Source organism: Pseudoduganella sp. GW821-FHT05F09 (assembly GCF_059419605.1).
In genome coordinates this window covers 452,706-472,099 of the sequence record NZ_JBWKSD010000005.1, presented here as the reverse complement: position 1 = coordinate 472,099, position 19,394 = coordinate 452,706, and the positions used below count along the sequence as shown (strand labels likewise).

Sequence of the window (19,394 nt, the reverse complement as noted above, 5' to 3'; positions counted from 1 at the left end):
ACGCCGTGCTGCTCCATGGCGATCTGCAGGTCTTCCGCCAGCGCGTTGAACTGGGCGTTGGTGATCTTCAGGTCGATGTGCACCGACTTCATGTCGCGCACGGTGCCCACGCCGTCCATGGTCTTGTCGCGGTATTTGCCCGTGTACTTGCACGGGCCGCCGGCGAACTCGCAGAACTGCTCCTGCAGGCGCTGGTTCAGCTGCGGGATGTCGAAATCGTTGAAACTCTCCTTGATGCGGGGATCCGAGGTGATCAGCGCGACGAAGGTGTCGGTGATCTTCTTGATGCCCTCCTTGCCGCCCATGCCCTGGTAGGTGGAGTCTTCGGTGTACGGCGTCTGCGCGCAGGCCAGCGAGGAGGCGAGCAGCAGGCCGAGGGTGGCGGCCGTGGCGAGTTTCTTCATGTGCTTGTCCTTAGAGTGATTACTTCGGGTACAAGATCATTTGCGTGCAGCGGAACAGGGCGATGGTTTTGCCCGTGTCCTTGTGGACCACGGTGGCGTCCCACACCTGGGTGGTGCGGCCCATGTGGGCGGCCTTGGCGGTCACGGTGATGACCCCCTCGCGCGCGGTGCCGAGGTGGTTCGATTTCAATTCCAGCGTGGTGAAATTCAATGCGCCTTCCGGCAGGCTGGCGATGCAGCCGTAGCCGCAGGCGGTGTCCGCCAGTGTGACCACGGTGCCGGCGTGCAGGTAGCCGTTCGGCGCCAGGTGGTGCTGCGCCACCGTCAGTTCGGCGCTGGCCTCGCCCGGGCCGACGGCGGTGAAGTGGATGCCCATGTAGCCGGGCAGTTTTCCCGCGCCGAAGGCGTCCAGCTGTTCAATGTTAAATTTTGGTGCGTCCATTGCCTGTTCCATTTTGCCTTGTCATAGACGAATGATAGAGAAAGGTGGCAGGATTGTCGCTATTTTTACTGTCGGCTCCGCCAATTGCGTCCATATTGAAGCCTGGCCCACAACAGTAGTTTTTTGCAATCCATGGATACTCGACCTTCCCTCCATCCCGGCGCCATCGCCGTCTTCGGCGCCGGTTCCATCGGCGCCTATGTGGGCGGCGCGCTGCTGGGCGCGGGCGCCGGCGTGACCCTGCTGGGCCGGGCGCGCATGCGCCAGCGCATCGCCGAACACGGCCTGCATCTGACCGATTTGCACGGGCGCGAACTGCTGCTGGACGGCGCGCGCGTGCCCTATGCGGACGACCCGGCCATGCTGGCCGCGCTGCCCCGGCCGGCGCTGATACTGGTGACGGTCAAGAGCGCCGATACGGCCGCCGCCGCCGAAGCCATCCGCGCCCACGCCCATCCCTCCGCGCTGGTGCTCAGCCTGCAAAACGGCGTCGGCAACGCCGCCACGCTGCGCCGCCTGCTGCCCGGCTGGACCGTGCTGGCCGGCATGGTGCCCTTCAACGTGGTGCAGATGCCGGACGGCCGCCTGCACCGGGGCACGGCCGGCGAGCTGATGGTGGAGGCCTCGCCCGCGCTGGCGCCCTGGCTGGCGGCGTTCCGGGCGGCCCATTTGCCGCTGGCCGAGTGCGCGGACTTCGACGCCGTGCAGTGGGGCAAGCTGCTGATTAACCTGAACAATTCCGTCAACGCCCTGTCCGGCGTGCCGCTGGTGCAGCAGCTGCGCCAGCGCGGCTACCGGCGCTCGCTGGCGCTGATGGTGGACGAGGGCCGCGCCGTGCTGGCCAGGGCGGGCATCAAGCCGGCCAAGGTGGTCAGTGTGGGGCCGCGCGCCTTCTCGCTGATCCTGCGCCTGCCGGACGCGCTGTTCACGCGCGTGGCCGCGTCCATGCTGAAAATCGACCCCGAGGCGCGCTCCTCCATGTGGGAAGACCTGCAGGCGGGCCGCAAGACCGAGGTGCACTACCTGAACGGCGCCATCACGGCCTTGGCCGCATCGCTGGGCATGGACGCCCCCGTGAACCGCCGCATGACGGAGCTGGTGACCGCAGCGGAAAATGGCGCGCAAACAGCCCTGGGCGCGGCCGAGATGTATCGCACCCTGTCCGCCGCGCAGGCCGGACTCAGGCCCAGCTGATGGGAGTTTTGCCGTCGGCCGCGAGGTAGCTGTTGGTGCGGGAGAAGGGTTTGCTGCCGAAGAAGCCGCGGTAGGCCGACAGCGGCGAGGGGTGGGGCGAGGTGATGATGTGGTGCTTGGCGCCGTCGATCAGGGCTTTTTTGGCGATGGCGTAGCTGCCCCACAGGATGAAGACCAGGTGCTCGCGCTCTTGCGACAGGCGGCGGATGGCGCTGTCGGTGAACTGCTCCCAGCCTTTGCGCGCGTGCGAGCCCGCTTCGTGGGCGCGCACCGTCAGCACACTGTTGAGCAGGAACACGCCTTGCTCCGCCCAGTCCGACAGGTCGGTGCGGCTGCGCGCCACGCCCAGGTCCTCGCCCAGTTCCTTGAAAATGTTCTGCAAGCTGGGCTGCGGGCGGCTGCCCTCCGGCACGGAGAAGCAGAAGCCCTGCGCCGCGCCGGGCGTGTGATACGGGTCCTGGCCGAGAATGACCACTTTCACGCTGTCGAACGGCGTGAGCTCGAAGGCGCGGAAGATGTTGTCACGCTCGGGCCAGCAAGGCCCGGCCGCGTACTCGCCGGCGACGTAGTCCTGCAACGCCGCCCAGTAGGGCTGGCCGAACTGGTCTTGCAGCTGCGCCTCCCACGAGGGCGCGAGGCGCAGCGCGGCCATGCTTACACGGCTTCCAGTACGTTGTGCGCCTGTTCGTCCGCATGGTAGGAGGAACGCACCATGGCGCCGACGGCCGCATGCTTGAAGCCCATCTTGTACGCTTCTTCCTCGAACATCTTGAACACGTCCGGGTGCACGTAGCGGCGCACCGGCAGGTGGCTGTTGGACGGCGCCAGATACTGGCCTATGGTCAGCATGTCGATGTCGTGCTCGCGCATGTCGCGCATCACCTGCAGGATTTCCTCGTCGGTCTCGCCCAGGCCCACCATGATGCCGGACTTGGTCTTCACGCCGGGGTACATGGCCTTGAAGTCCTTGAGCAGCTTGAGCGAGTGCATATAGTCCGAACCCGGACGCGCTTCCTTGTACAGGCGCGGCACGGTTTCCAGGTTGTGGTTCATCACGTCCGGCAGGCCGTTGGCGAAGATGTCCAGCGCCTTCTGCAGGCGGCCGCGGAAGTCCGGCACCAGCACTTCGATCTGGGTCTTGGGCGACAGTTCCTTGGTCTTGGTGATGCACTCGACAAAGTGCTGGGCGCCGCCGTCGCGCAGGTCGTCGCGGTCCACCGAGGTGATGACCACGTAGCTCAGGCGCAGCTTGGCGATGGTGTTGGCCAGGTTTTGCGGCTCATCGTTGTCCAGCGGGTCCGGACGGCCGTGGCCGACGTCGCAGAACGGGCAGCGGCGGGTGCACTTGTCGCCCATGATCATGAAGGTGGCCGTGCCCTTGCCGAAGCATTCGCCGATATTCGGGCAGCTCGCCTCTTCGCACACGGTCACCAGCTTGTTCTCGCGCAGGATGTCCTTGATCTCGTAGAAGCGGGTCGACGCGGAGGCGGCCTTGACGCGGATCCAGTCCGGCTTTTTCAGGCGCTCGATCTGCTCGATGGGCGTGATCTTGATCGGAATGCGCGAGGTCTTGCTGGCGCCTTTTTGCTTTTCGCTTGCGTTGTAAGCTGGGGCGGCGGGGGCGGTGCTGGAAGGGGTCTCGGTGGTCATAGGCTTAAATTGATACAGTAGTTTCTTCGGCGGGAACAGCTGCTTCCAGCAGCCGCACCAGTTCGTTGGCCAGCGCCAGCTGCACGTCGGCAAGCGGCGCCTCCACTCCCATGGAGCGCATGTCGATGGTTTCCAGTCCAGAATAGCCGCAAGGGTTAATCCAGGCGAACGGGGCCAGGTCCATACCCACATTCAGCGACACCCCATGGTAGGTGCAGCCGTTGCCGCGCACTTTCAGGCCGAGCGCGGCGATTTTGGCGCCCTTTTTCGGGCCGGCGGCGATATAAATGCCGGGCGCGCCCTCGACGCGTTCACCGCCGAGATTATACGCCTGCAGCACATTGATGATGGCTTGCTCGATTTTGTTCACAAACTGGCGCGCATACAGCTTGCCGCCCGGCTTGTTGCGGCGCAGGTCCATCATCAGGTAAATCACCACTTGGCCAGGGCCGTGGTAGGTGACCTCGCCGCCCCGGTCGGTCTGCACCACCGGTATGGCGGACGCGCCCGCCAGCAGGTGGCCGCGATCCGCCCCCAGCCCCAGCGTAAAGACGGGCGGGTGCTCGACGATCCACAGTTCGTCGGGGGTTTCGGGCGTGCGCGCGTCCGTGAAGGCGCGCATGGCGGCGAAGGTGGGTTCGTACTCGGCTTGTCCGAGGTGGCGTATCAGTGCCGGGGCGATAGACATGCCGCCATTATAAGTCAGTGCTGAAATACTTTCTTGCCGTGCCTATTTTTTCGGCACCGGCGTTTTGGGCACCAGCGCCAGCCATTCCTGCACCGGCGCGCGCTGCCATTGGGCTTCGGCGTAGTCTTTCAGCTTCTGCGGCACGTCGTCGCCGCTTTTGATCAGGCGCATCAGCATGATGGCCAGGTCGGTGTCCGCCACGCACCAGCGGGTGAACAGGGTGGGGCCGTCCACCAGCTTGCCGGCGGCGCGTACCAGCTTGTCCGCCGCCGCGCGCGCTTCGGCCGACAGGGGCTGCGTGGCCGGCTCGTAGAACACGGTGATGGTGCTGCGTTCCTGGCGGATAGGTATCAGATCGCTGCGCAGCCAGGCCTGGACCTGGCGCGCCAGGGCGCGGCGCTGCGCATTGCGGGGCAGCACGGCGTGGTATTCGGGCGCGGGAAACACTTCGTCCAGGTATTCGCTGATGGCGCTGGACTCGGTCAGCACAAAGCCGTTATGCACCAGCGCCGGCACGCGCGCGGTCAGCGCCAAGTCGCGGAAAGGCGGCTCCAGGTTGGCGCCGGCCTCCAGGTCCACGGTCTTCAGCTCGAAGGGCAGGCCTTTTTCCTTCAGCGTGACGAACACGGACAGGGCGTAAGGGCTGGTGAACTGGCTGTCGACGTAGAGGGTGAGGCTCATGGTGCGCTCCGGCGCTGCCGCGCCATCTGGTTACATAACGATTTTTACCATCGGGTGAGCCGACAGTTCGGTGTACAGCGCGTCCAGCTGCGGACGGCTGGTGGCGCGCACGGTGACGGTCAGGCCGGTGTAGTTGCCCTTGGCCGACGGCCGTTCTTCCATCTTGCCCTGGTGGAAGGTCGGGTCGTGCTTGATGACGACTTCCAGGATGGTCGCCGCGAAGTCGATATGGGTCGGACCCATGATCTTGATGGGGAAATCGCTCGGGTACTCGATGAGGGACTCGCCCGGTGGGATCTCTGTTGCCATGATAATTCCAAAAATGAATGCCAACCGGTATTGTAACGCGCTCGCAATACCGGCGGCATGCAGGGCCTGTTTATGCGTTGCTGCCCAACTGCGGAGCGGCCTGCGCGGCCAGCTGGGGAACGGCGGGCTTGCCGGACAAGCGTTTCAGGCGGTCCAGCGCGGACTCGCCGCCGGCGGCGCCGGGATTGCTGACGGACTTGCGGATGGCGTCGATCTCGGCCGCCTGGTCGATCGGACGCTGGCCGATGTCGGCCACGATCTTCATGCCGGCCGCTTCATTGCTCACCGCCTGGGCGCGGCGGGTCAGCGCGTTCAGGGCGCTGGAATTGCCCTGCAGGCCTTTCAGGCCGTTGAGCTGCTCCTGGCGCTCATTGCGCACCTGCTGCAGGTCGCGCTGGGCGTTGGCTTGCGCCAGCGCCTGCATCGCCTTCTTGGCCGCCGCGTCGAAGTCGGCCAGCTGCTGCGACAGCGCGTCGACGATCTTCTGCAGCTCGTTCATATACTCCTCGGCGTCGGCCTGTTCCTGGATTTCCAGCGGCAGGCGCGCCTTGTTCGACTCCAGCTCGTCGCAGAACAGGTTGATGGTCGCTTCCGAGATGCGGCCCGACGCCAGGCGCTCGCCCAGGGTTTCGGCGGCTTTTTCGTCATTGGCGATCAGCTCCTGCAGCTTGACCACGTCCGCATGCTCCTTTTCAAAGGAGGAACGGGCGGCGGCCAGCTTCTGGGCCGTGGCGCGCAAGGTGTCGGCCAGGCGGTCGCGGTCGGCCTCGGTTGCCGTCTCGGGATCGAAATTGGCAATCGCCTCGGAGACGCGGTCGCCCAGGGCGCCGAAGTGTTTGGTAATCAGACGCGCGGTTAAACCCCAGCCATTCGAGTTGCTCATGTTGTGCTTCCTTTCGTTAGATGGAACTGCCGTGTGCGCGCCGCCGTCCTTACTGGATGACGACACGTTCCTGCTCAACCGGTATGCCGATGACAAAGTCGACATGGATACCGCGTTTCCCTGCATCGCCGTTCACGCTGGCGAGTATTTCCGTCGTAATCAGTAAAAACTCCCGGCCCGCGCCGTTCAGCTCGCGGACATAGGGCATCAAATACATCTGCTGCTGCAGGCCGGCCATGCCGCCGGCGTCGTCGATGCGGGTTTCGGTGCCGCTGAAGGGCGCCACGAATTCCGCGTCCGGGCTGCCCGCATCGCGCTGGTAGACCAGGCCTTCTTCGCTGCCGAAGGCCAGCTCCAGGTCGCGCGGGTCCAGGCCGGCGTCGCCCAGCTGCTCGCGCCACAGGGTGTAGCTGGCGTCGCCCAGGCCGTAGCCCGCTTCGCCGGTGTAGGCTTCCTGGTCCTCCACCGTTTGCGGGATCACGCGGGCCAGCTGGGTGCAGTACAGGATCTCGGCCACCTGGCCCTGCTCGTTCACATACACTTGCAGGAACTTCTCGTCGTCCGCGTCGTCGCCCTTGTCCAGGTAGTAGCGGTACAGCTTGCCGGACAGATTGAGCTTGATGCGCGAGATGGCCAGGATGCGGGTGTCGCTGCCGTTCGGCATGCGTATCAGCGAGCCGGCGGTGCTGGCGCGCAGCAGCGGCGACTGCTGCAGGTTCACCACGCTGCCGATGCGCGCGCCCAGCGGCAATTGCTGGTCGGCCGGCGCTTCGGCCAGGCCGTGCCTGGTGGCCGCGCCACGGACGTAATCGATTGCATCTTTCCAGCCCATCTCAATCTCCCAAAGTGTAGTTGCGGCCGGCTTTCGGCTTCATCAGCCTGCCGCGCAGCAGGCGCCAGCCGGCGTAGCCCAGGCCGATCACCAGCGCCCAGCCCAGCCAGCCCAGGCCGCCCGATTCCTTGCGCGCCGTCCTGGCTGCCTCGGCGCCGTCCATGCCGGCGGTGTTGCCGCTGGCGGTGGCGGTGGCGTTGCCGGTCGCCGCCGCCGTGCCCGCCACGGTAGCGTCCACGCTGGCCGGGTCCACCGGGCCGAGGGCGCCGATGTCGGCCGGCACATTCGCCGGCGCGGGGGCCTGGACCGGGGCGCGGTTGGCGTGCGCCGGCGCGGTCAGGATGGAGCCGAGCACTGCGCCCGCCGCCGCCGCGCCGGCGGTGGCCAGGCGGCCGTTGCGGTCGTAGCCGCGCTGGTCGTAGCCCCGGTTGTCGTAGCCGCGCTGGTCATAGCCGCGGTTGTCATACTGCGGCGCCTGCTGGCCGTATTGCGGCCCTTGGGGCTGGCGCGGCAGAACCGGGTCCAGCGGCGGCAGACGCGGTTGCGTAGCCTGCTGCTGCGCTTCGCGGGCGGCGCGGCGGCTGTCCATGGCGCGCAGCGCGTTTTCCTCGGCCTGGCGCCTCGACAAGTCCTGCGACATGGCGGACTGGTTGCGCGTGCCGGCGGCGCTGTCCGGCGCGCGGCGCGACGAACCGAAGGAACCGAACGAGGTGTTGCCGCCCCGGCTGGCCGCGCTGTCCGCGCCGCCCGATTTGTTACTTGGAGCGGTGTTATTTCTTGCAGTGCTGCTCTTTTGCGACGAAAATCCGCTCTTGAACGAGCCGGAACTCTTGGCCGGGCGCGTGTCGGCATAGGCGCCGTTCATGGCCAGCGCCATCGACAAGGCCAGCGCTATTGCAGTGCGGAGAGACTTCTTCATTTCCCCAACCTCTCTAGTTGAATGAATAACAGCATAATGACCGTGGCATACAAATGCATCGGTAAAAAAGGACACGCTTCACCATGACCCGCAAGTACTCAGACATGAACCAGCACGACGCGCTTTACACCGTGGCGCGCAGCTATCCGGGCGGAATCGACGCTTTGTCGCAAAGCATGGGGATCTCAGTGAACGTGCTGCGTAACAAATTGTCCCCGTCCATAGCGTCCCATTACCCCTCGTTCGAGGAGGTGTCGGCCATCATAGAACTGTGCCAGAAAGCCGGCGTGAAGGACGCCCTGCTGCCCCTGCACGCCCTGCTGACACGGCATGGCATGGCCGCTTTCGTGGTGCCGGTGCCGGCCCAGGTGGCCACCGACGACTTGTCGCAAACCGTGTGCAGGGTGATGAGCCAGGTGGGCGACGTGGCGGAGGCGGTTTCACAATCTTTACTAGATGGCAAGATTACACCAAGCGAAGCGGATTTGATAGAGCGCGAGTTTCACGACGCGCTGTCGGCGCTGGGCGAATGGCGGGCGCGCATACGGCATTTGGCGGACGGCAAATAAAAAAGAGCCGGCGATGAGGCCGGCTCGAAAAACTATTTTTCTACAGGGAAAAAAATAGTCGGGAACTTGTGACGAGGCCACTTTATGAAAAGTGGCCTCCCGTCGCCATCAAAATGTGATGAACTGCATAATTCGCGGCCTGGAAGTGCAAAATCCCGGCCTGAAACGCAGTGTGTTCCCGACATTATTCGCGCTGCCTGTGCTCGTCCTTGTCGCCGCCCCTGCGGCGGCCATTGTTGTTATCGTCGTCGCGCTGCTGCTGCGGCCTCGGCTGCGGCGCCTGCATTTGCGGCGGCGGCTGCGGCCGGGGTGCCGGCTGGGCTTGCTGCGGCTGCGGCTGCGGCTGTGGCTGGGCCGCCGGCGCAGGCCGGGCGGCCTGCATGTCGCGCTGTTCGCGCTGCGCACGCTGCTGATCGCGTTGCTCCCGCTGTTCGCGCATGCGCTGCTCGGCCCCGTCGTCGCGCTGGCGGAACTGGGCGGCCGGCGACGGCGCGGCTTGCGCCGGCTGCGCAAACGGATGCTGCGCCGCCGGCTGCGGCTGCGGCTGTGCCTGCTGCTGCGCCTGGATGGACTGGCGGTTCCCGCGCTGGCCGGCTTCGCGGCGGTCATTCTCCTCGCGCTCCTGCCGTCCACGGCGGCGCTCCTCCTCGCCATTCCGGTCCGCCGCCTGCAGCTGCGGGGCGGCTGCCGGCGGCTGGGCGAACGGCGTGGCCTGGGGCTGCACCGGCGCGCGGTTCTGGCCGGGGTTGATGCTCATGCGCGGCTGGCGCTCAGCGGCGTTGTCGCGCTCATGATCGCGGTCGCGGCGGGTTTCGATCACCCGGCCCGGCGTCACCGCGCCCGGCCACACGCGGCCCGAGGGCAGCGGCGCGGTCGACAGCGGCACGTTGCGCGCATCGTTCGGCGCCAGCGAGATACGCGGCGCCTTGCCCACGTTCACGGTGCGGCGCGCGTCGAACTGCTCGCGCGGCAGGACGGTCACGCCTTCGCGGCGCACTTCGCGCTGCGGCTTCCAGTGTACGCTGTTCTGGTGGCTCCAGCCCAGGCGGCGCTCATGCTCGGCCGACACGCGGTAGTTCGGCACGAAACGGTCGCGCGGCGTGAGCGGATACCAGCCCACGCCGGGGCCGTTGCGGCGGTCGGCAAAGGCCACGCTCCAGTTGCTGCCGCCCACCCAGCCCACCAGCGCCGGCGCCCAGACCGGACGCGTGGTGATGCGGCCCGGCGCCCAGTACCAGCGCGTGTCCAGCATCACCCAGCGGCCGTAGTGCGACGGGGCGTAGCCCCAGGGCGCGTCGTCCACCCAGGTCCATCCCCACGGGTCCAGCCAGGTCCAGCGGCCGTCGCGGTAGGGCGCCCAGCCCACCGGCACCGAGCGGGGCGACCACAGCGGGCCGTAGTCCTCGCTCTCGCGCCAGCTGCCGTACTGGTCCAGTTCCTCGTAGCCGGTGACGTCCGCCGTCACATAGCGCAGCGACTGCGAATTCTCGTCGCGCTTGTCGCGCGCCAGCACCCAGTCGTCAAAACGGTCGCGCTGCGCCTGGCCGGTGCTGACCTGCTCGCCCTGCACCACGGCGCGTTTGCCCGCGCGCAGCGTGAGCGCAGTGCCGCCGCCGTCCACGCTGGCCGCGCCCGCCAGCACCGAGATCACGCTGGTGTCCGGCTGGCGTTCGCTGTCCACGCGCAGCAGGCCCGGCTCCAGCATGGTGATGCGCGCCTGCGGCGTGTTCAGCTCAAAGTCGCCCAGCAGTTCGCCGCTGCGCAGGCGCACGCTGACGCTGCCGTAGTTCAGGCGCAGGCGCAGGCTGTCGTCGTCCAGCGCCTCCAGTTCCAGGCTGGAGTCGCCGTCCAGGCGGATGGCCGCCGAGCCGACGCGGAACTCCAGCCGCGAACCGGGCGCGGCCGTGACGCGGCTGCCGCCGGCCAGCGGCCAGTTCAGCAGGTTGCCGCTGGCTTGCTCGCCGTCGGCCTCGACCGTGACCTGGCCCTCGGCGCTGGAAATGCGGCCCACGCGGGCGGGCGGATCGTCGCCGGCCAGCGCCAGCGAACTGACGGCGACCAGCGCGGTCAACAGGATCAGGTGTACGAATTTGCGGCCCATGGCGGCACTCCAGGATGTAATGAATCTATTTAACGCCGCATTTGCGGTTCAGACGACGGCCGTTACAAATGTTTTCACATGAGGTTTTCACATCAGCCGTGGGCGCCGCCGCGCTTGACGAAGAACAGCGCCGCGCCGACCGCCATCAGCAGGCCGCCGAACACGCGGTTCTGGCGCTTGACGGACTTGGCGTCGCGGAAGAAGCGTTGCATGGACGAGGCCAGGAAGGCGTAGCTGTGCATGACCACCAGGTCGATGGTGCACATGGTGGCGGCCAAAATCAGCAGCTGCGGCACGAGCGGGTGGTCCTGGGCGATAAACTGCGGCAGCACGGCCACCATAAAGATGATGCCCTTGGGATTGGTGGCATTGGTCAGGAAGCCGGTCAGCACGCGCTTGCGCAGCGACGGCAGCACGGCCTGGGCCGGCGCGCCTGGCCCGCCCGCGCCTTCCGCGCCCGGCGCGGCCTGCACCTTGGCGCGCCACTGGCTGAAACCGAGCCAGATCAGGTACAGCGCGCCCACGGTCTTGACCACGTTGAAGGCCAGTTCGGACGCCAGCAGCAGCGAGCCCACGCCCGCGCCGGCGATGGCCAGCACCAGCAGCAGGCCCGCCTGCAGGCCGAGGATGGTGCCGCTGGCCTTGCGCACGCCGTAGGACAGGCCGTGCGACATCGACAGCACGGCGCCCGAACCGGGCGACACGGCAATGATGGAGGCGGCGATAACGAAGGTGATCCAGGTGCTGAAGGCCATGCTGATTTCCCGAGCTGATTTTCCGAGCGGCCATTGTAGCGCGCCTGCGCGAACACTTGCTTACGGACAGTTGCTTATGAGGTAAGATTGGCGCTGCATCCACTCACTCGACCGCGCCATGAATACTCCCGCTCCCGCTTTCCCCGCTCCCGCCGCCCCGGAGGGCTGCTGAGATGGCCGGCACCAGTCTGCTGGCCCTGATCGACGATATCACCACCATCCTCGATGACGTGGCCGCCATGAGCAAGGTGGCGGCCAAGAAAACCGCCGGCGTGCTGGGCGACGACCTGGCGCTGAACGCGCAGCAGGTGGCGGGCGTGAACGCCGACCGCGAACTGCCGGTGGTGTGGGCGGTGGCGCTCGGCTCGATGAAGAACAAGGCCATCCTGGTGCCCGCCGCGCTGGCCATCAGCGCGTTCGCGCCCTGGGGCATCACGCCGCTGCTGATGCTGGGCGGCGCCTATCTGTGCTTCGAGGGCTTTGAAAAAATCGCCCACCCGCTGCTGCACGGCGGCCACGAGGACGAGCACCATCATGCGGAACTGGCGGCCGCCCTCGCCAATCCGGCGGTGGACATGGTGGCGCTGGAAAAGGACAAGATCAAGGGCGCCGTGCGCACCGACTTCATCCTGTCGGCCGAGATCATCGTGATTGCGCTGGGCACGGTGGCCGAGGCGCCGTTCGCGCAGCAGGTGACGGTGCTGGCCGGCATCGCCGTGGCGATGACGGTGGGCGTGTACGGCATCGTGGCGGCCATCGTCAAGATGGACGACGCCGGCCTGTACCTGGCGCAGCGCCCCGGCGCGGGCGCCTTCACGGTGGGCCTGGGCCGCTTCCTGCTGGCGGCCGCGCCCAAGCTGATGAAGTTCCTGTCCGTGGCCGGCACGCTGGCCATGTTCATGGTGGGCGGCGGCATCCTGACGCACGGCATCCCCGGCGCGCACGACGTAATCCACCATGCGGCCGAATTCATGGGCGCCACGCCCGGCGCCGGCGCGCTGCTCAAGGCGGTCACGCCGTCGCTGCTGGACGCGCTGGCCGGCGTGGTGGCGGGCGCCATCGTGCTGGTGGGCGTGACGGTGGCGGGCCGTTTCTTGCGTTTGTTCAAGCGCTCGCACTGAAATATCTGTTTAGATACGGCTTACACAACGGCAACCACCAGGAGGCTCAATGAACAAGATTGCACCGCAACGTCCAACCGCCGCTTTCGTCGGCGCTTCGTGGGCCGCCCTGCTGGTGGGCGTGATCACCTACCTGAGCGGGCTGTGGAACGCCACCATGCAGCTCAACGAGAAGGGCTATTACTTCACGCTGCTGGCCTATGGCCTGTTCGCCGCCGTGTCGCTGCAAAAGTCGGTGCGCGACCGGCTCGAAGGCGTACAGGTCACCAATCTGTATTTCGGCCTGTGCTGGATCTCGCTGCTGCTGGTGCTGCTGCTGTTGTCGGTGGGCCTGTGGAACGCCACGCTGGCCTCCAGCGAGAAGGGCTTCTACGCCATGTCCTTCGTGCTGAGCCTGTTCGCGGCGGTGGCGGTACAGAAAAACGTGCGCGACAGCGCCGGCGGCGCCACGGCCGCGCCGCAGTCCGGCGACGCCTGACGCGCTACGCTGCCCTGGCAGCCTTTTTCTTTTTCGGCGCGGGCAGCGGCAAGGCCGCCGCCGTGCGCCGCGCCAGTTCGGTGAGCCATTCGCGCTCGTCCCAGCAATCCCCCGGGATCAGGAACCAGGGCTTGGCCTGCGGGTAGGGCTGCGCCTCCTGCGGCGTGCCTATCCAGGCGCGGCTGGCCTCCACCGGCTTGATGAAGAGCTGGTCGTCGCACACCAGGGCGAACATCTTGCCGTCGCAATAGATGGCGTACTCGCCGAACATCTTGCGCGCCGCCAGCGTGCCCGCGCCCGCCATCTGGTCCACCAGAAAATCCACCGTGCTTTGCTGCGACGCCATACCCTTGTCTCCTTCATCGTGTAGGCGCCCATGCTAGCGGCTCAGGGAACTTTTAGCCAGTGATGCGGTCCCATCGTCATAACCTGGCGAGGAGACCTATCATGTCAGATTTGCACACCCGCTTGCACCTGGCAATGACGGCTGCGCGCATGGCCATCTGGGACTCGGTGCTGGCCGGCGGCCGCGTGGCCGGCAGCATGGTCCACTGGTCCGCCGACGGCGCCACGCTGCTGGGCCTGCCTGAAAGCAAGCTGCAGCAGCCATTTTCCGATTTTCTGCAATTCGTCCATCCCGACGACCGCGACGAATTATTCGAGCGCATGCAGGACGCCGCCGACCACTGCGCGGACTACGAGCTTGAATACCGCGTGCAATGGCCGGACGGCAGCGTGCACTGGCTGGCCGCCAAGGCGCGCGCCCAGTGCGACGGCCAGGGCCGGGCCGTGCGCACCCTGGGCATCGTCTGGGACGTCACCTTGCACAAGCTGCGCGAACTGGACGCGGCGGCGCAGCGCGAACTGGCGGAGGTGACGCTGGCCTCGATCGGCGACGGCGTGGCCACCACCGACGCGCAGGGCAATACCCGCTTCCTGAACCGCGTGGCCGAGCAGCTCACCGGCTGGACCCGCGAGCTGGCCCTCGGCAAGCCCATTGAACAAACGCTGAAGCTGGCCTACGAGCCGCCGCCACCCGGTGCGCCGCCGCCGGCCCACGGCCAGCGGCGCGAGCCGGCCGGCTGGGACGAGCACGCCGCCACGCGCTGCCTGCGCCTGCGCCAGTCCATCGGCGTGAGCAACGGCGCCCAGCTCATCACGCGCGACGGGCGCCAGATTCCCATCGAGGACTCGGCCTCGCCGATCTGGTCCGAAAGCGGCGAGATGCTGGGCGCGGTGCTGGTGTTCCGCGACGTGAGCCACGAACGCAAGCTGACCCAGCAGCTATCCTGGCACGCCAGCCACGACCCGCTGACCGGCCTGATCAACCGGCGCGAGTTCGAGCAGCAGATCGCCGCCGCGCTGCACACGGCCAAGCACGACGGCCACGCGCACGCGCTGCTGTACATCGACCTGGACCAGTTCAAGATCGTCAACGACACCTGCGGCCACAGCGCCGGCGACGTGCTGCTGCAGCTGCTGGCCAAGATGCTGCAGGGCCAGCTGCGCGACAGCGACGTGCTGGCCCGCCTGGGGGGCGACGAGCTGGGCGTGCTGCTGCCGCACTGTCCGCCCGACCAGGCCATGCTGGTGGCGGACCAGCTGCGCCAGTCGATCAAGAATTTCCGTTTCGTGTGGGACAGCCGCAGCTTCGACATCGGCGCCAGCATCGGCCTGGTGGAAGTGACGCACGACAGCAAATCGATGACCGAGCTGCTGATGGCGGCCGACCAGGCCTGCTACCTGGCCAAGGAGCACGGCCGCAACCGCGTGCACCTGTACATGGAGTCGGACCTCAAGCTGGCCCAGCGGCAGGGCGAAATGCAGTGGGTGTCGCGCCTGAACGACGCCTTCGAGCACGACGCCTTCCGCCTGTACGCACTGCCCATCGTGCCGCTGGACGCGGCGCCGGGGCAGCAGCCTGGGAACGGCGAGGCGGCGCACGACGAGGTACTGATACGCATCCAGAAAGAGGGGGGCGAGCTGATTCCGCCCGGCGCCTTCATCCCGGCCGCCGAGCGCTACGACCTGATGGTGGCGATAGACCGCTGGGTGATACGGGCGATCTGCCACTACATTCACGGCCAGCGGCAGCACGGCTTGGCGCAGTATTCGGTCAACCTGTCCGGCTCCTCGCTCAACGACGACGGCCTGCACGACTACATCCTGCAGCAATTCGGCGAATTCGGCATCGATCCGGCCACCATCTGCTTCGAAATCACGGAAACGGCGGTCATTGCCAACCTGCCGCAGGCGCAAACCTTCATGGCGCGCCTGAAGCGGCTGGGCTGCCGCTTTTCGCTGGACGACTTCGGCAGCGGCCTGTCCTCCTTCGCCTACCTGAAGGCGCTGCCGGTGGACTACCTGAAAATCGACGGCATGTTCATCCGCGACATCAAGCAAAACGCCATCAACTATGCGCTGGTGAAAGCCATCAACGAAGTGGGCCACGTGATGGGCATGCGCACCGTGGCCGAATACGTGGAGGACGAGGAAACCCTGGGCCTGGTGCGCCGCCTGGGCGTGGATTACGCGCAGGGCCACGCGGTGGGCACGCTGCGCGCGCTGCCGGCTGGCGCAATTTAATCGGATGCGATGTATAATGGGCTTCCACCGATAAGGAAAGCCCATGGATACCGTCCCCGCCCCCGCCGCCGCCCCTGACGACCTGGCCGTCGCCGACCTGCCGCTGGCCGACTACCTGTGCTTCGCCGTGTATTCGGCCAACCTGGCGTTCGGCAAGGCCTACAAGCCCATCCTGGACGTACTCGGGCTGACCTACACCCAGTACATCACCGTGATCGCGCTGTCCGAGCAGGAGAACCAGACCGTCAGCGGCCTGGGCGAGAAGCTGTTCCTGGAGTCCAATACGCTCACGCCCATCCTGAAGAAACTGGAAGCCATGGGCTATCTGACGCGCCAGCGCGCCACCGCCGACGAGCGCCAGGTCATCGTCAACCTGACCAAGGAAGGCCAGCAGCTGCGGCGCAAGGCGGCCGAAGGCAGCAGCCTGTTCCAGGCATGCGGCTTGTCGGCCCAGGAGTTTCCAAAAATGCAAAAAAGCGTGGTGGCCCTGCGCGACAGCCTGCTCAGGTCCATACCGGGAAAGTGAGCCCCGCGCAATCCGGCCATTTTTGATCTACATCAATAAATTTGTCCGCCGCTCTCCGTACACTGGCTATATGTCTTGCGATACAGCAAGAAAACCAGCCAGCAGGAGAGCACCGTGCGCACCAACCTACCCGTTACCAACCGTGAAGTCGAACTTGCAGACGACCAGGCCATCGTCTCGAAAACCGACCTGAGCGGCAATATCGTCTACGTCAATCCCTATTTCATCCAGATCAGCGGTTTCACCGAGCAGGAGCTGATCGGCGCGCCGCAAAACATCGTGCGCCACCCGGACATGCCGCCGCAAGCCTTCGCCGACCTGTGGAGCTCGATCCGCGCCGGCATGCCGTGGACCGGCATGGTGAAGAACCGCTGCAAGAACGGCGACTACTACTGGGTCAAGGCGAATGTGACGCCGATCCGCGAAGACGGCCAGACGCTGGGCTATATGTCGGTGCGCACCCGCGCCACCCGCGCCCAGGTGCAGGAAGCCGAGCAGGCCTACCGCCAGATCCGCGAGGCCGGCGCCACGGCGGGCCTGACGATCAAGAACGGCCAGCTGATCCGCACCGGCGCGGCGCACTGGCTGGCGCGCCTGAGCCATTCCTCGCTGGCCACCCGCATCTGGGCCGCCACCAGCGGCGTCAACACGCTGCTGCTGTTCGTCTGCCTGGCCAGCCTGTTCGGCGAGGGCGCCTCGGCGCTGACGCGCTACAGCATCTTCGGCGCCACCTTCATCGGCCTGCTGGTCAACGTCTTCCTGTGGTACACCCTGCGCACCAGCGTGCTGCAGCCGTTGAAACAGGCCCTGCAAGGTGCGCGGGCGATTGCGGCAGGCGACCTGTCCGGCACCTTTGAAACCCACGCCACCGACGAAGTGGGCCAGCTGCTGCGCGCGCTGCAGCAAATGAACAGCAACCTGATCGCCACCATCCGCGACGTGCGCGTGAACGTGGAGACCATGGCCGTGGCCACGCGCCAGATCGCCGCCGGCAACGCCGACCTGTCCGGCCGCACCGAAGCGCAGGCCGCCAGCCTGGAGCAAACCGCCTCCAGCATCGAGGAGTTCGCCTCGACCGTGAAGCAGAACGCCGACAACTCGGTGCAGGCCAATGAGCTGGCGCTGGCCGCCTCCGGCGTGGCGGAAGAGGGCGGCGAAATCGTGGCCGACGTGATCGCCACCATGGACGACATCAACGCCTCCTCGCGCAAGATCGTGGACATTATCGGCCTGATCGAAGGCATCGCCTTCCAGACCAACATCCTGGCGCTGAACGCGGCGGTGGAAGCGGCCCGCGCCGGCGAACAGGGACGCGGCTTCGCCGTAGTGGCGGGCGAGGTGCGCAACCTGGCGCAGCGCTCGTCGGTGGCGGCCAAGGACATCAAGCAGCTGATCGACGTTTCGGTGGGCAAGGTCAGCGCCGGCATGACGCAGGTGCACCGCGCCGGCGCCACCATGGAACAGGTGGTCAGCTCGGTCAAGCAGGTGACGGCCATCATGCACGAGATCTCGGTGGCCTCGCGCGAACAAAGCATAGGCGTGGACCAGGTGAACCAGGCCATCGCCCATATGGACCAGGTGACGCAGCAGAACGCGGCGCTGGTGGAGGAAGCGGCGGCGGCGGCCAAGAGCCTGGCGCTGGAAGCGGGCGGCCTGACGCAGGCGGTCAGCCTGTTCAAGTTCGGCAAGCGCGCACTGCCGCAGCAGCGCAGCAAGGTCAGCCCGATCCGCGAACGGAACGGCAACAAGGGCAACGGCGCCAAGCGCCTGGCCGCATAAGGGAGGTAGCAGCCATGCCACTCACCACCGCTGTTGTTCCCGCCGCCGCAGCCATGCCGCTGCAGTTCGACGCCGCCACCATCGCCCGCCTGAGCACCTCCGGCCCGCGCTACACCTCCTATCCCACGGCCGACCGCTTCCAGGCGGACTTCGGCTACGGCAGCTACCTGGAAGCGGTGGCCGGCCTGAAGATGCGCGGCGGCGGACGCGGCCCGCTGTCGCTGTACGTGCACATTCCGTTCTGCGACACGGTCTGCTACTACTGCGGCTGCAACAAGATCGTCACCAAGGACCGCAGCAAGGCCGCCACCTACCTGAGCTATCTGAAGCAGGAAATCGGCATGCAGGGCAAGCTGTTCTCCGGAATGAACCAGCTCGCCCAGCTGCATTTCGGCGGCGGCACGCCGACCTATCTGAGCGACCGCCAGATGGAGGACCTGATGGCCCACCTGCGCGAGAACTTCGCGTTCGCGCCGGACGAGGAGGGCGAGTATTCCATCGAGATCGATCCGCGCACCGTGTCGCGCGAGCGCGTGCACTCGCTGCGCGCGCAGGGCTTCAACCGCGTCAGCCTAGGCGTGCAGGACTTCGACCCCGAGGTGCAGCAGGCCGTCAACCGCATCCAGCCGGAAGCGGAAACGCTGGCCGTGATGCAGGCCGCGCGCGACGCGGGCTTCCGCTCCATCAGCATAGACCTGATCTACGGCCTGCCGAAGCAGACCCTGGACACCATGCGCCAGACCATGGCCAAGGTGATCGCGGCCGCGCCGGACCGCATTGCGCTGTACAACTACGCGCACCTGCCGCACCTGTTCAAGCCGCAGCGCCGCATCCTCGATGCCGACCTGCCGCCGGCCAATGTCAAGCTGGACATGCTGGCCCTGTGCATCCGCGAGCTGACGGCGGCCGGCTACGTGTACATCGGCATGGACCATTTCGCCAAGCCGGACGACGACCTGGCCGTGGCGCAGCGCCAGGGCCGTTTGCACCGCAATTTCCAGGGCTATTCCACGCACGCGGAGGCGGACCTGGTGGCGGTGGGCGTATCGGCCATCGGCTCGGTGGGCAACACCTACAGCCAGAACGAAAAGACGCTGGACGCCTACTACGAAAAACTGGACCAGGGCAGCCTGCCCGTGGCGCGCGGCATCAAGCTCAATACGGACGACCTGCTCAGGCGCATCGTGATCCAAAAGCTGATGTGCAATTTTGAACTGTCGATCGCCTCCATCGAACTGGCCTACCCGCTGCGCTTCGCGGACTACTTCGCCGCCGAGCTGGAACAGCTGCGCGCGCTGGAGCAGGAAGGGCTGGTCTCCATCGACAGCGAATGGCTGTCGGTGACGCTGAAAGGCCGCCTGGTGGTACGCAATATCTGCATGGTGTTCGACCGCTACCTCGGCATGCCGCGCGCGCAGCAGGAGGGCGCCGCCCATGTCCAGCCGCTGCGCTACTCGAAGACCATCTGACGCGGGAA

General features: G+C 66.6%; 20 protein-coding genes and 1 pseudogene. 8 read left to right on the top strand and 13 right to left on the bottom strand.

Annotated elements, in window-relative coordinates; genetic code table 11:
* Positions 1-2: 2 nt before the first annotated feature.
* Positions 3-305 (bottom strand): annotated as a pseudogene (locus AC07S4_RS19030) (group I truncated hemoglobin); the annotation flags it as partial.
* A 118-nt stretch (positions 306-423) separates the two neighbouring features.
* Entirely contained in the window at positions 424-846 is a 423-nt protein-coding gene (locus tag AC07S4_RS19025; protein WP_494988141.1) for a PaaI family thioesterase, read from the bottom strand.
* A gap of 132 nt (positions 847-978) precedes the next feature.
* On the opposite strand from AC07S4_RS19025, the gene AC07S4_RS19020 reads away from it, so the two are divergent.
* Complete coding sequence (locus AC07S4_RS19020) at positions 979-2,040, top strand: 2-dehydropantoate 2-reductase (protein WP_494988140.1); 1,062 nt, start codon at positions 979-981, stop codon at positions 2,038-2,040.
* Here the strand turns inward: AC07S4_RS19020 and AC07S4_RS19015 are convergent.
* The 8 genes from AC07S4_RS19015 to AC07S4_RS18980 all read right to left on the bottom strand — a co-directional run bounded on the left by AC07S4_RS19015 (position 2,027) and on the right by AC07S4_RS18980 (position 8,002).
* Positions 2,027-2,692, bottom strand: a complete 666-nt coding sequence (locus AC07S4_RS19015) for a uracil-DNA glycosylase (RefSeq protein WP_494988139.1) — start codon at positions 2,690-2,692, stop codon at positions 2,027-2,029. The two genes, AC07S4_RS19020 and AC07S4_RS19015, sit on opposite strands and share 14 nt — an antisense overlap.
* 2 nt (positions 2,693-2,694) lie before the next feature.
* Positions 2,695-3,690 (bottom strand): lipoyl synthase, encoded by a 996-nt coding sequence (gene lipA / locus AC07S4_RS19010; protein ID WP_494988138.1) that lies wholly within the window; start codon positions 3,688-3,690, stop codon positions 2,695-2,697.
* A 4-nt stretch (positions 3,691-3,694) separates the two neighbouring features.
* Entirely contained in the window at positions 3,695-4,378 is a 684-nt protein-coding gene (gene lipB, locus AC07S4_RS19005) for a lipoyl(octanoyl) transferase LipB (protein WP_494988137.1), read from the bottom strand.
* A gap of 42 nt (positions 4,379-4,420) precedes the next feature.
* On the bottom strand, positions 4,421-5,059 hold the full coding sequence (gene yfcF / locus AC07S4_RS19000) for a glutathione transferase (RefSeq protein WP_494988136.1): 639 nt from the start codon (positions 5,057-5,059) through the stop codon (positions 4,421-4,423).
* Positions 5,060-5,089: 30 nt separating this feature from the next.
* Positions 5,090-5,368 (bottom strand): DUF493 family protein, encoded by a 279-nt coding sequence (locus AC07S4_RS18995; protein ID WP_494988135.1) that lies wholly within the window; start codon positions 5,366-5,368, stop codon positions 5,090-5,092.
* Positions 5,369-5,438: 70 nt separating this feature from the next.
* Positions 5,439-6,251: a hypothetical protein gene (locus AC07S4_RS18990; RefSeq protein ID WP_494988134.1), complete on the bottom strand. Its 813-nt coding sequence runs from the start codon at positions 6,249-6,251 to the stop codon at positions 5,439-5,441.
* A gap of 49 nt (positions 6,252-6,300) precedes the next feature.
* A complete protein-coding gene (locus AC07S4_RS18985) occupies positions 6,301-7,083 on the bottom strand; it encodes a DUF2491 family protein (RefSeq protein WP_494988133.1) in 783 nt (260 codons plus the stop codon).
* 1 nt (position 7,084) lies between these two features.
* A complete protein-coding gene (locus AC07S4_RS18980) occupies positions 7,085-8,002 on the bottom strand; it encodes a hypothetical protein (RefSeq protein WP_494988132.1) in 918 nt (305 codons plus the stop codon).
* A gap of 83 nt (positions 8,003-8,085) precedes the next feature.
* Here AC07S4_RS18980 and AC07S4_RS18975 point away from each other — a divergent pair, with 83 nt between their 5' ends.
* Positions 8,086-8,571 (top strand): phage regulatory CII family protein, encoded by a 486-nt coding sequence (locus AC07S4_RS18975; RefSeq protein ID WP_494988131.1) that lies wholly within the window; start codon positions 8,086-8,088, stop codon positions 8,569-8,571.
* 184 nt (positions 8,572-8,755) lie between these two features.
* On the opposite strand, the gene AC07S4_RS18970 is transcribed toward AC07S4_RS18975, so the two are convergent.
* Together AC07S4_RS18970 and AC07S4_RS18965 are read right to left on the bottom strand one after the other, a co-directional pair.
* Positions 8,756-10,672, bottom strand: coding sequence for a DUF6600 domain-containing protein (locus AC07S4_RS18970; RefSeq protein WP_494988130.1), 1,917 nt, complete (start codon positions 10,670-10,672; stop codon positions 8,756-8,758).
* 92 nt (positions 10,673-10,764) lie between these two features.
* The gene (locus tag AC07S4_RS18965; protein ID WP_494988129.1) at positions 10,765-11,427 is read right to left on the bottom strand and encodes a LysE family transporter; all 663 of its coding nucleotides are present in this window, start codon (positions 11,425-11,427) and stop codon (positions 10,765-10,767) included.
* Between the two features lie 173 nt (positions 11,428-11,600).
* Between AC07S4_RS18965 and AC07S4_RS18960 the strand changes: the two genes are divergently transcribed.
* Both AC07S4_RS18960 and yiaA read left to right on the top strand, forming a co-directional pair.
* Positions 11,601-12,548: a DUF808 domain-containing protein gene (locus AC07S4_RS18960; protein WP_494988128.1), complete on the top strand. Its 948-nt coding sequence runs from the start codon at positions 11,601-11,603 to the stop codon at positions 12,546-12,548.
* A gap of 49 nt (positions 12,549-12,597) precedes the next feature.
* On the top strand, positions 12,598-13,026 hold the full coding sequence (gene yiaA / locus AC07S4_RS18955) for an inner membrane protein YiaA (protein ID WP_494988127.1): 429 nt from the start codon (positions 12,598-12,600) through the stop codon (positions 13,024-13,026).
* Between the two features lie 4 nt (positions 13,027-13,030).
* On the opposite strand, the gene AC07S4_RS18950 is transcribed toward yiaA, so the two are convergent.
* Complete coding sequence (locus AC07S4_RS18950) at positions 13,031-13,372, bottom strand: TfoX/Sxy family protein (protein ID WP_494988126.1); 342 nt, start codon at positions 13,370-13,372, stop codon at positions 13,031-13,033.
* Between the two features lie 101 nt (positions 13,373-13,473).
* On the opposite strand from AC07S4_RS18950, the gene AC07S4_RS18945 reads away from it, so the two are divergent.
* The 4 genes from AC07S4_RS18945 (at position 13,474) to hemN (ending at position 19,386) form a co-directional block, all read left to right on the top strand.
* Positions 13,474-15,612 (top strand): EAL domain-containing protein, encoded by a 2,139-nt coding sequence (locus AC07S4_RS18945; protein ID WP_494988125.1) that lies wholly within the window; start codon positions 13,474-13,476, stop codon positions 15,610-15,612.
* Between the two features lie 43 nt (positions 15,613-15,655).
* Positions 15,656-16,138, top strand: a complete 483-nt coding sequence (locus tag AC07S4_RS18940; RefSeq protein WP_494988124.1) for a MarR family winged helix-turn-helix transcriptional regulator — start codon at positions 15,656-15,658, stop codon at positions 16,136-16,138.
* A gap of 114 nt (positions 16,139-16,252) precedes the next feature.
* On the top strand, positions 16,253-17,917 hold the full coding sequence (locus AC07S4_RS18935) for a methyl-accepting chemotaxis protein (protein ID WP_494988123.1): 1,665 nt from the start codon (positions 16,253-16,255) through the stop codon (positions 17,915-17,917).
* A gap of 14 nt (positions 17,918-17,931) precedes the next feature.
* Positions 17,932-19,386, top strand: a complete 1,455-nt coding sequence (hemN, locus tag AC07S4_RS18930) for an oxygen-independent coproporphyrinogen III oxidase (RefSeq protein ID WP_494988122.1) — start codon at positions 17,932-17,934, stop codon at positions 19,384-19,386.
* Positions 19,387-19,394 lie beyond the last annotated feature (8 nt).

Coding starts and splice junctions, on each gene's coding strand:
- AC07S4_RS19025 (WP_494988141.1), bottom strand. CDS start 846: ATGGACGCACCAAAATTTAACATTGAACAGCTGGACGCCTTCGGCGCG.
- AC07S4_RS19020 (WP_494988140.1), top strand. CDS start 979: ATGGATACTCGACCTTCCCTCCATCCCGGCGCCATCGCCGTCTTCGGC.
- AC07S4_RS19015 (WP_494988139.1), bottom strand. CDS start 2,692: ATGGCCGCGCTGCGCCTCGCGCCCTCGTGGGAGGCGCAGCTGCAAGAC.
- lipA (WP_494988138.1), bottom strand. CDS start 3,690: ATGACCACCGAGACCCCTTCCAGCACCGCCCCCGCCGCCCCAGCTTAC.
- lipB (WP_494988137.1), bottom strand. CDS start 4,378: ATGTCTATCGCCCCGGCACTGATACGCCACCTCGGACAAGCCGAGTAC.
- yfcF (WP_494988136.1), bottom strand. CDS start 5,059: ATGAGCCTCACCCTCTACGTCGACAGCCAGTTCACCAGCCCTTACGCC.
- AC07S4_RS18995 (WP_494988135.1), bottom strand. CDS start 5,368: ATGGCAACAGAGATCCCACCGGGCGAGTCCCTCATCGAGTACCCGAGC.
- AC07S4_RS18990 (WP_494988134.1), bottom strand. CDS start 6,251: ATGAGCAACTCGAATGGCTGGGGTTTAACCGCGCGTCTGATTACCAAA.
- AC07S4_RS18985 (WP_494988133.1), bottom strand. CDS start 7,083: ATGGGCTGGAAAGATGCAATCGATTACGTCCGTGGCGCGGCCACCAGG.
- AC07S4_RS18980 (WP_494988132.1), bottom strand. CDS start 8,002: ATGAAGAAGTCTCTCCGCACTGCAATAGCGCTGGCCTTGTCGATGGCG.
- AC07S4_RS18975 (WP_494988131.1), top strand. CDS start 8,086: ATGACCCGCAAGTACTCAGACATGAACCAGCACGACGCGCTTTACACC.
- AC07S4_RS18970 (WP_494988130.1), bottom strand. CDS start 10,672: ATGGGCCGCAAATTCGTACACCTGATCCTGTTGACCGCGCTGGTCGCC.
- AC07S4_RS18965 (WP_494988129.1), bottom strand. CDS start 11,427: ATGGCCTTCAGCACCTGGATCACCTTCGTTATCGCCGCCTCCATCATT.
- AC07S4_RS18960 (WP_494988128.1), top strand. CDS start 11,601: ATGGCCGGCACCAGTCTGCTGGCCCTGATCGACGATATCACCACCATC.
- yiaA (WP_494988127.1), top strand. CDS start 12,598: ATGAACAAGATTGCACCGCAACGTCCAACCGCCGCTTTCGTCGGCGCT.
- AC07S4_RS18950 (WP_494988126.1), bottom strand. CDS start 13,372: ATGGCGTCGCAGCAAAGCACGGTGGATTTTCTGGTGGACCAGATGGCG.
- AC07S4_RS18945 (WP_494988125.1), top strand. CDS start 13,474: ATGTCAGATTTGCACACCCGCTTGCACCTGGCAATGACGGCTGCGCGC.
- AC07S4_RS18940 (WP_494988124.1), top strand. CDS start 15,656: ATGGATACCGTCCCCGCCCCCGCCGCCGCCCCTGACGACCTGGCCGTC.
- hemN (WP_494988122.1), top strand. CDS start 17,932: ATGCCACTCACCACCGCTGTTGTTCCCGCCGCCGCAGCCATGCCGCTG.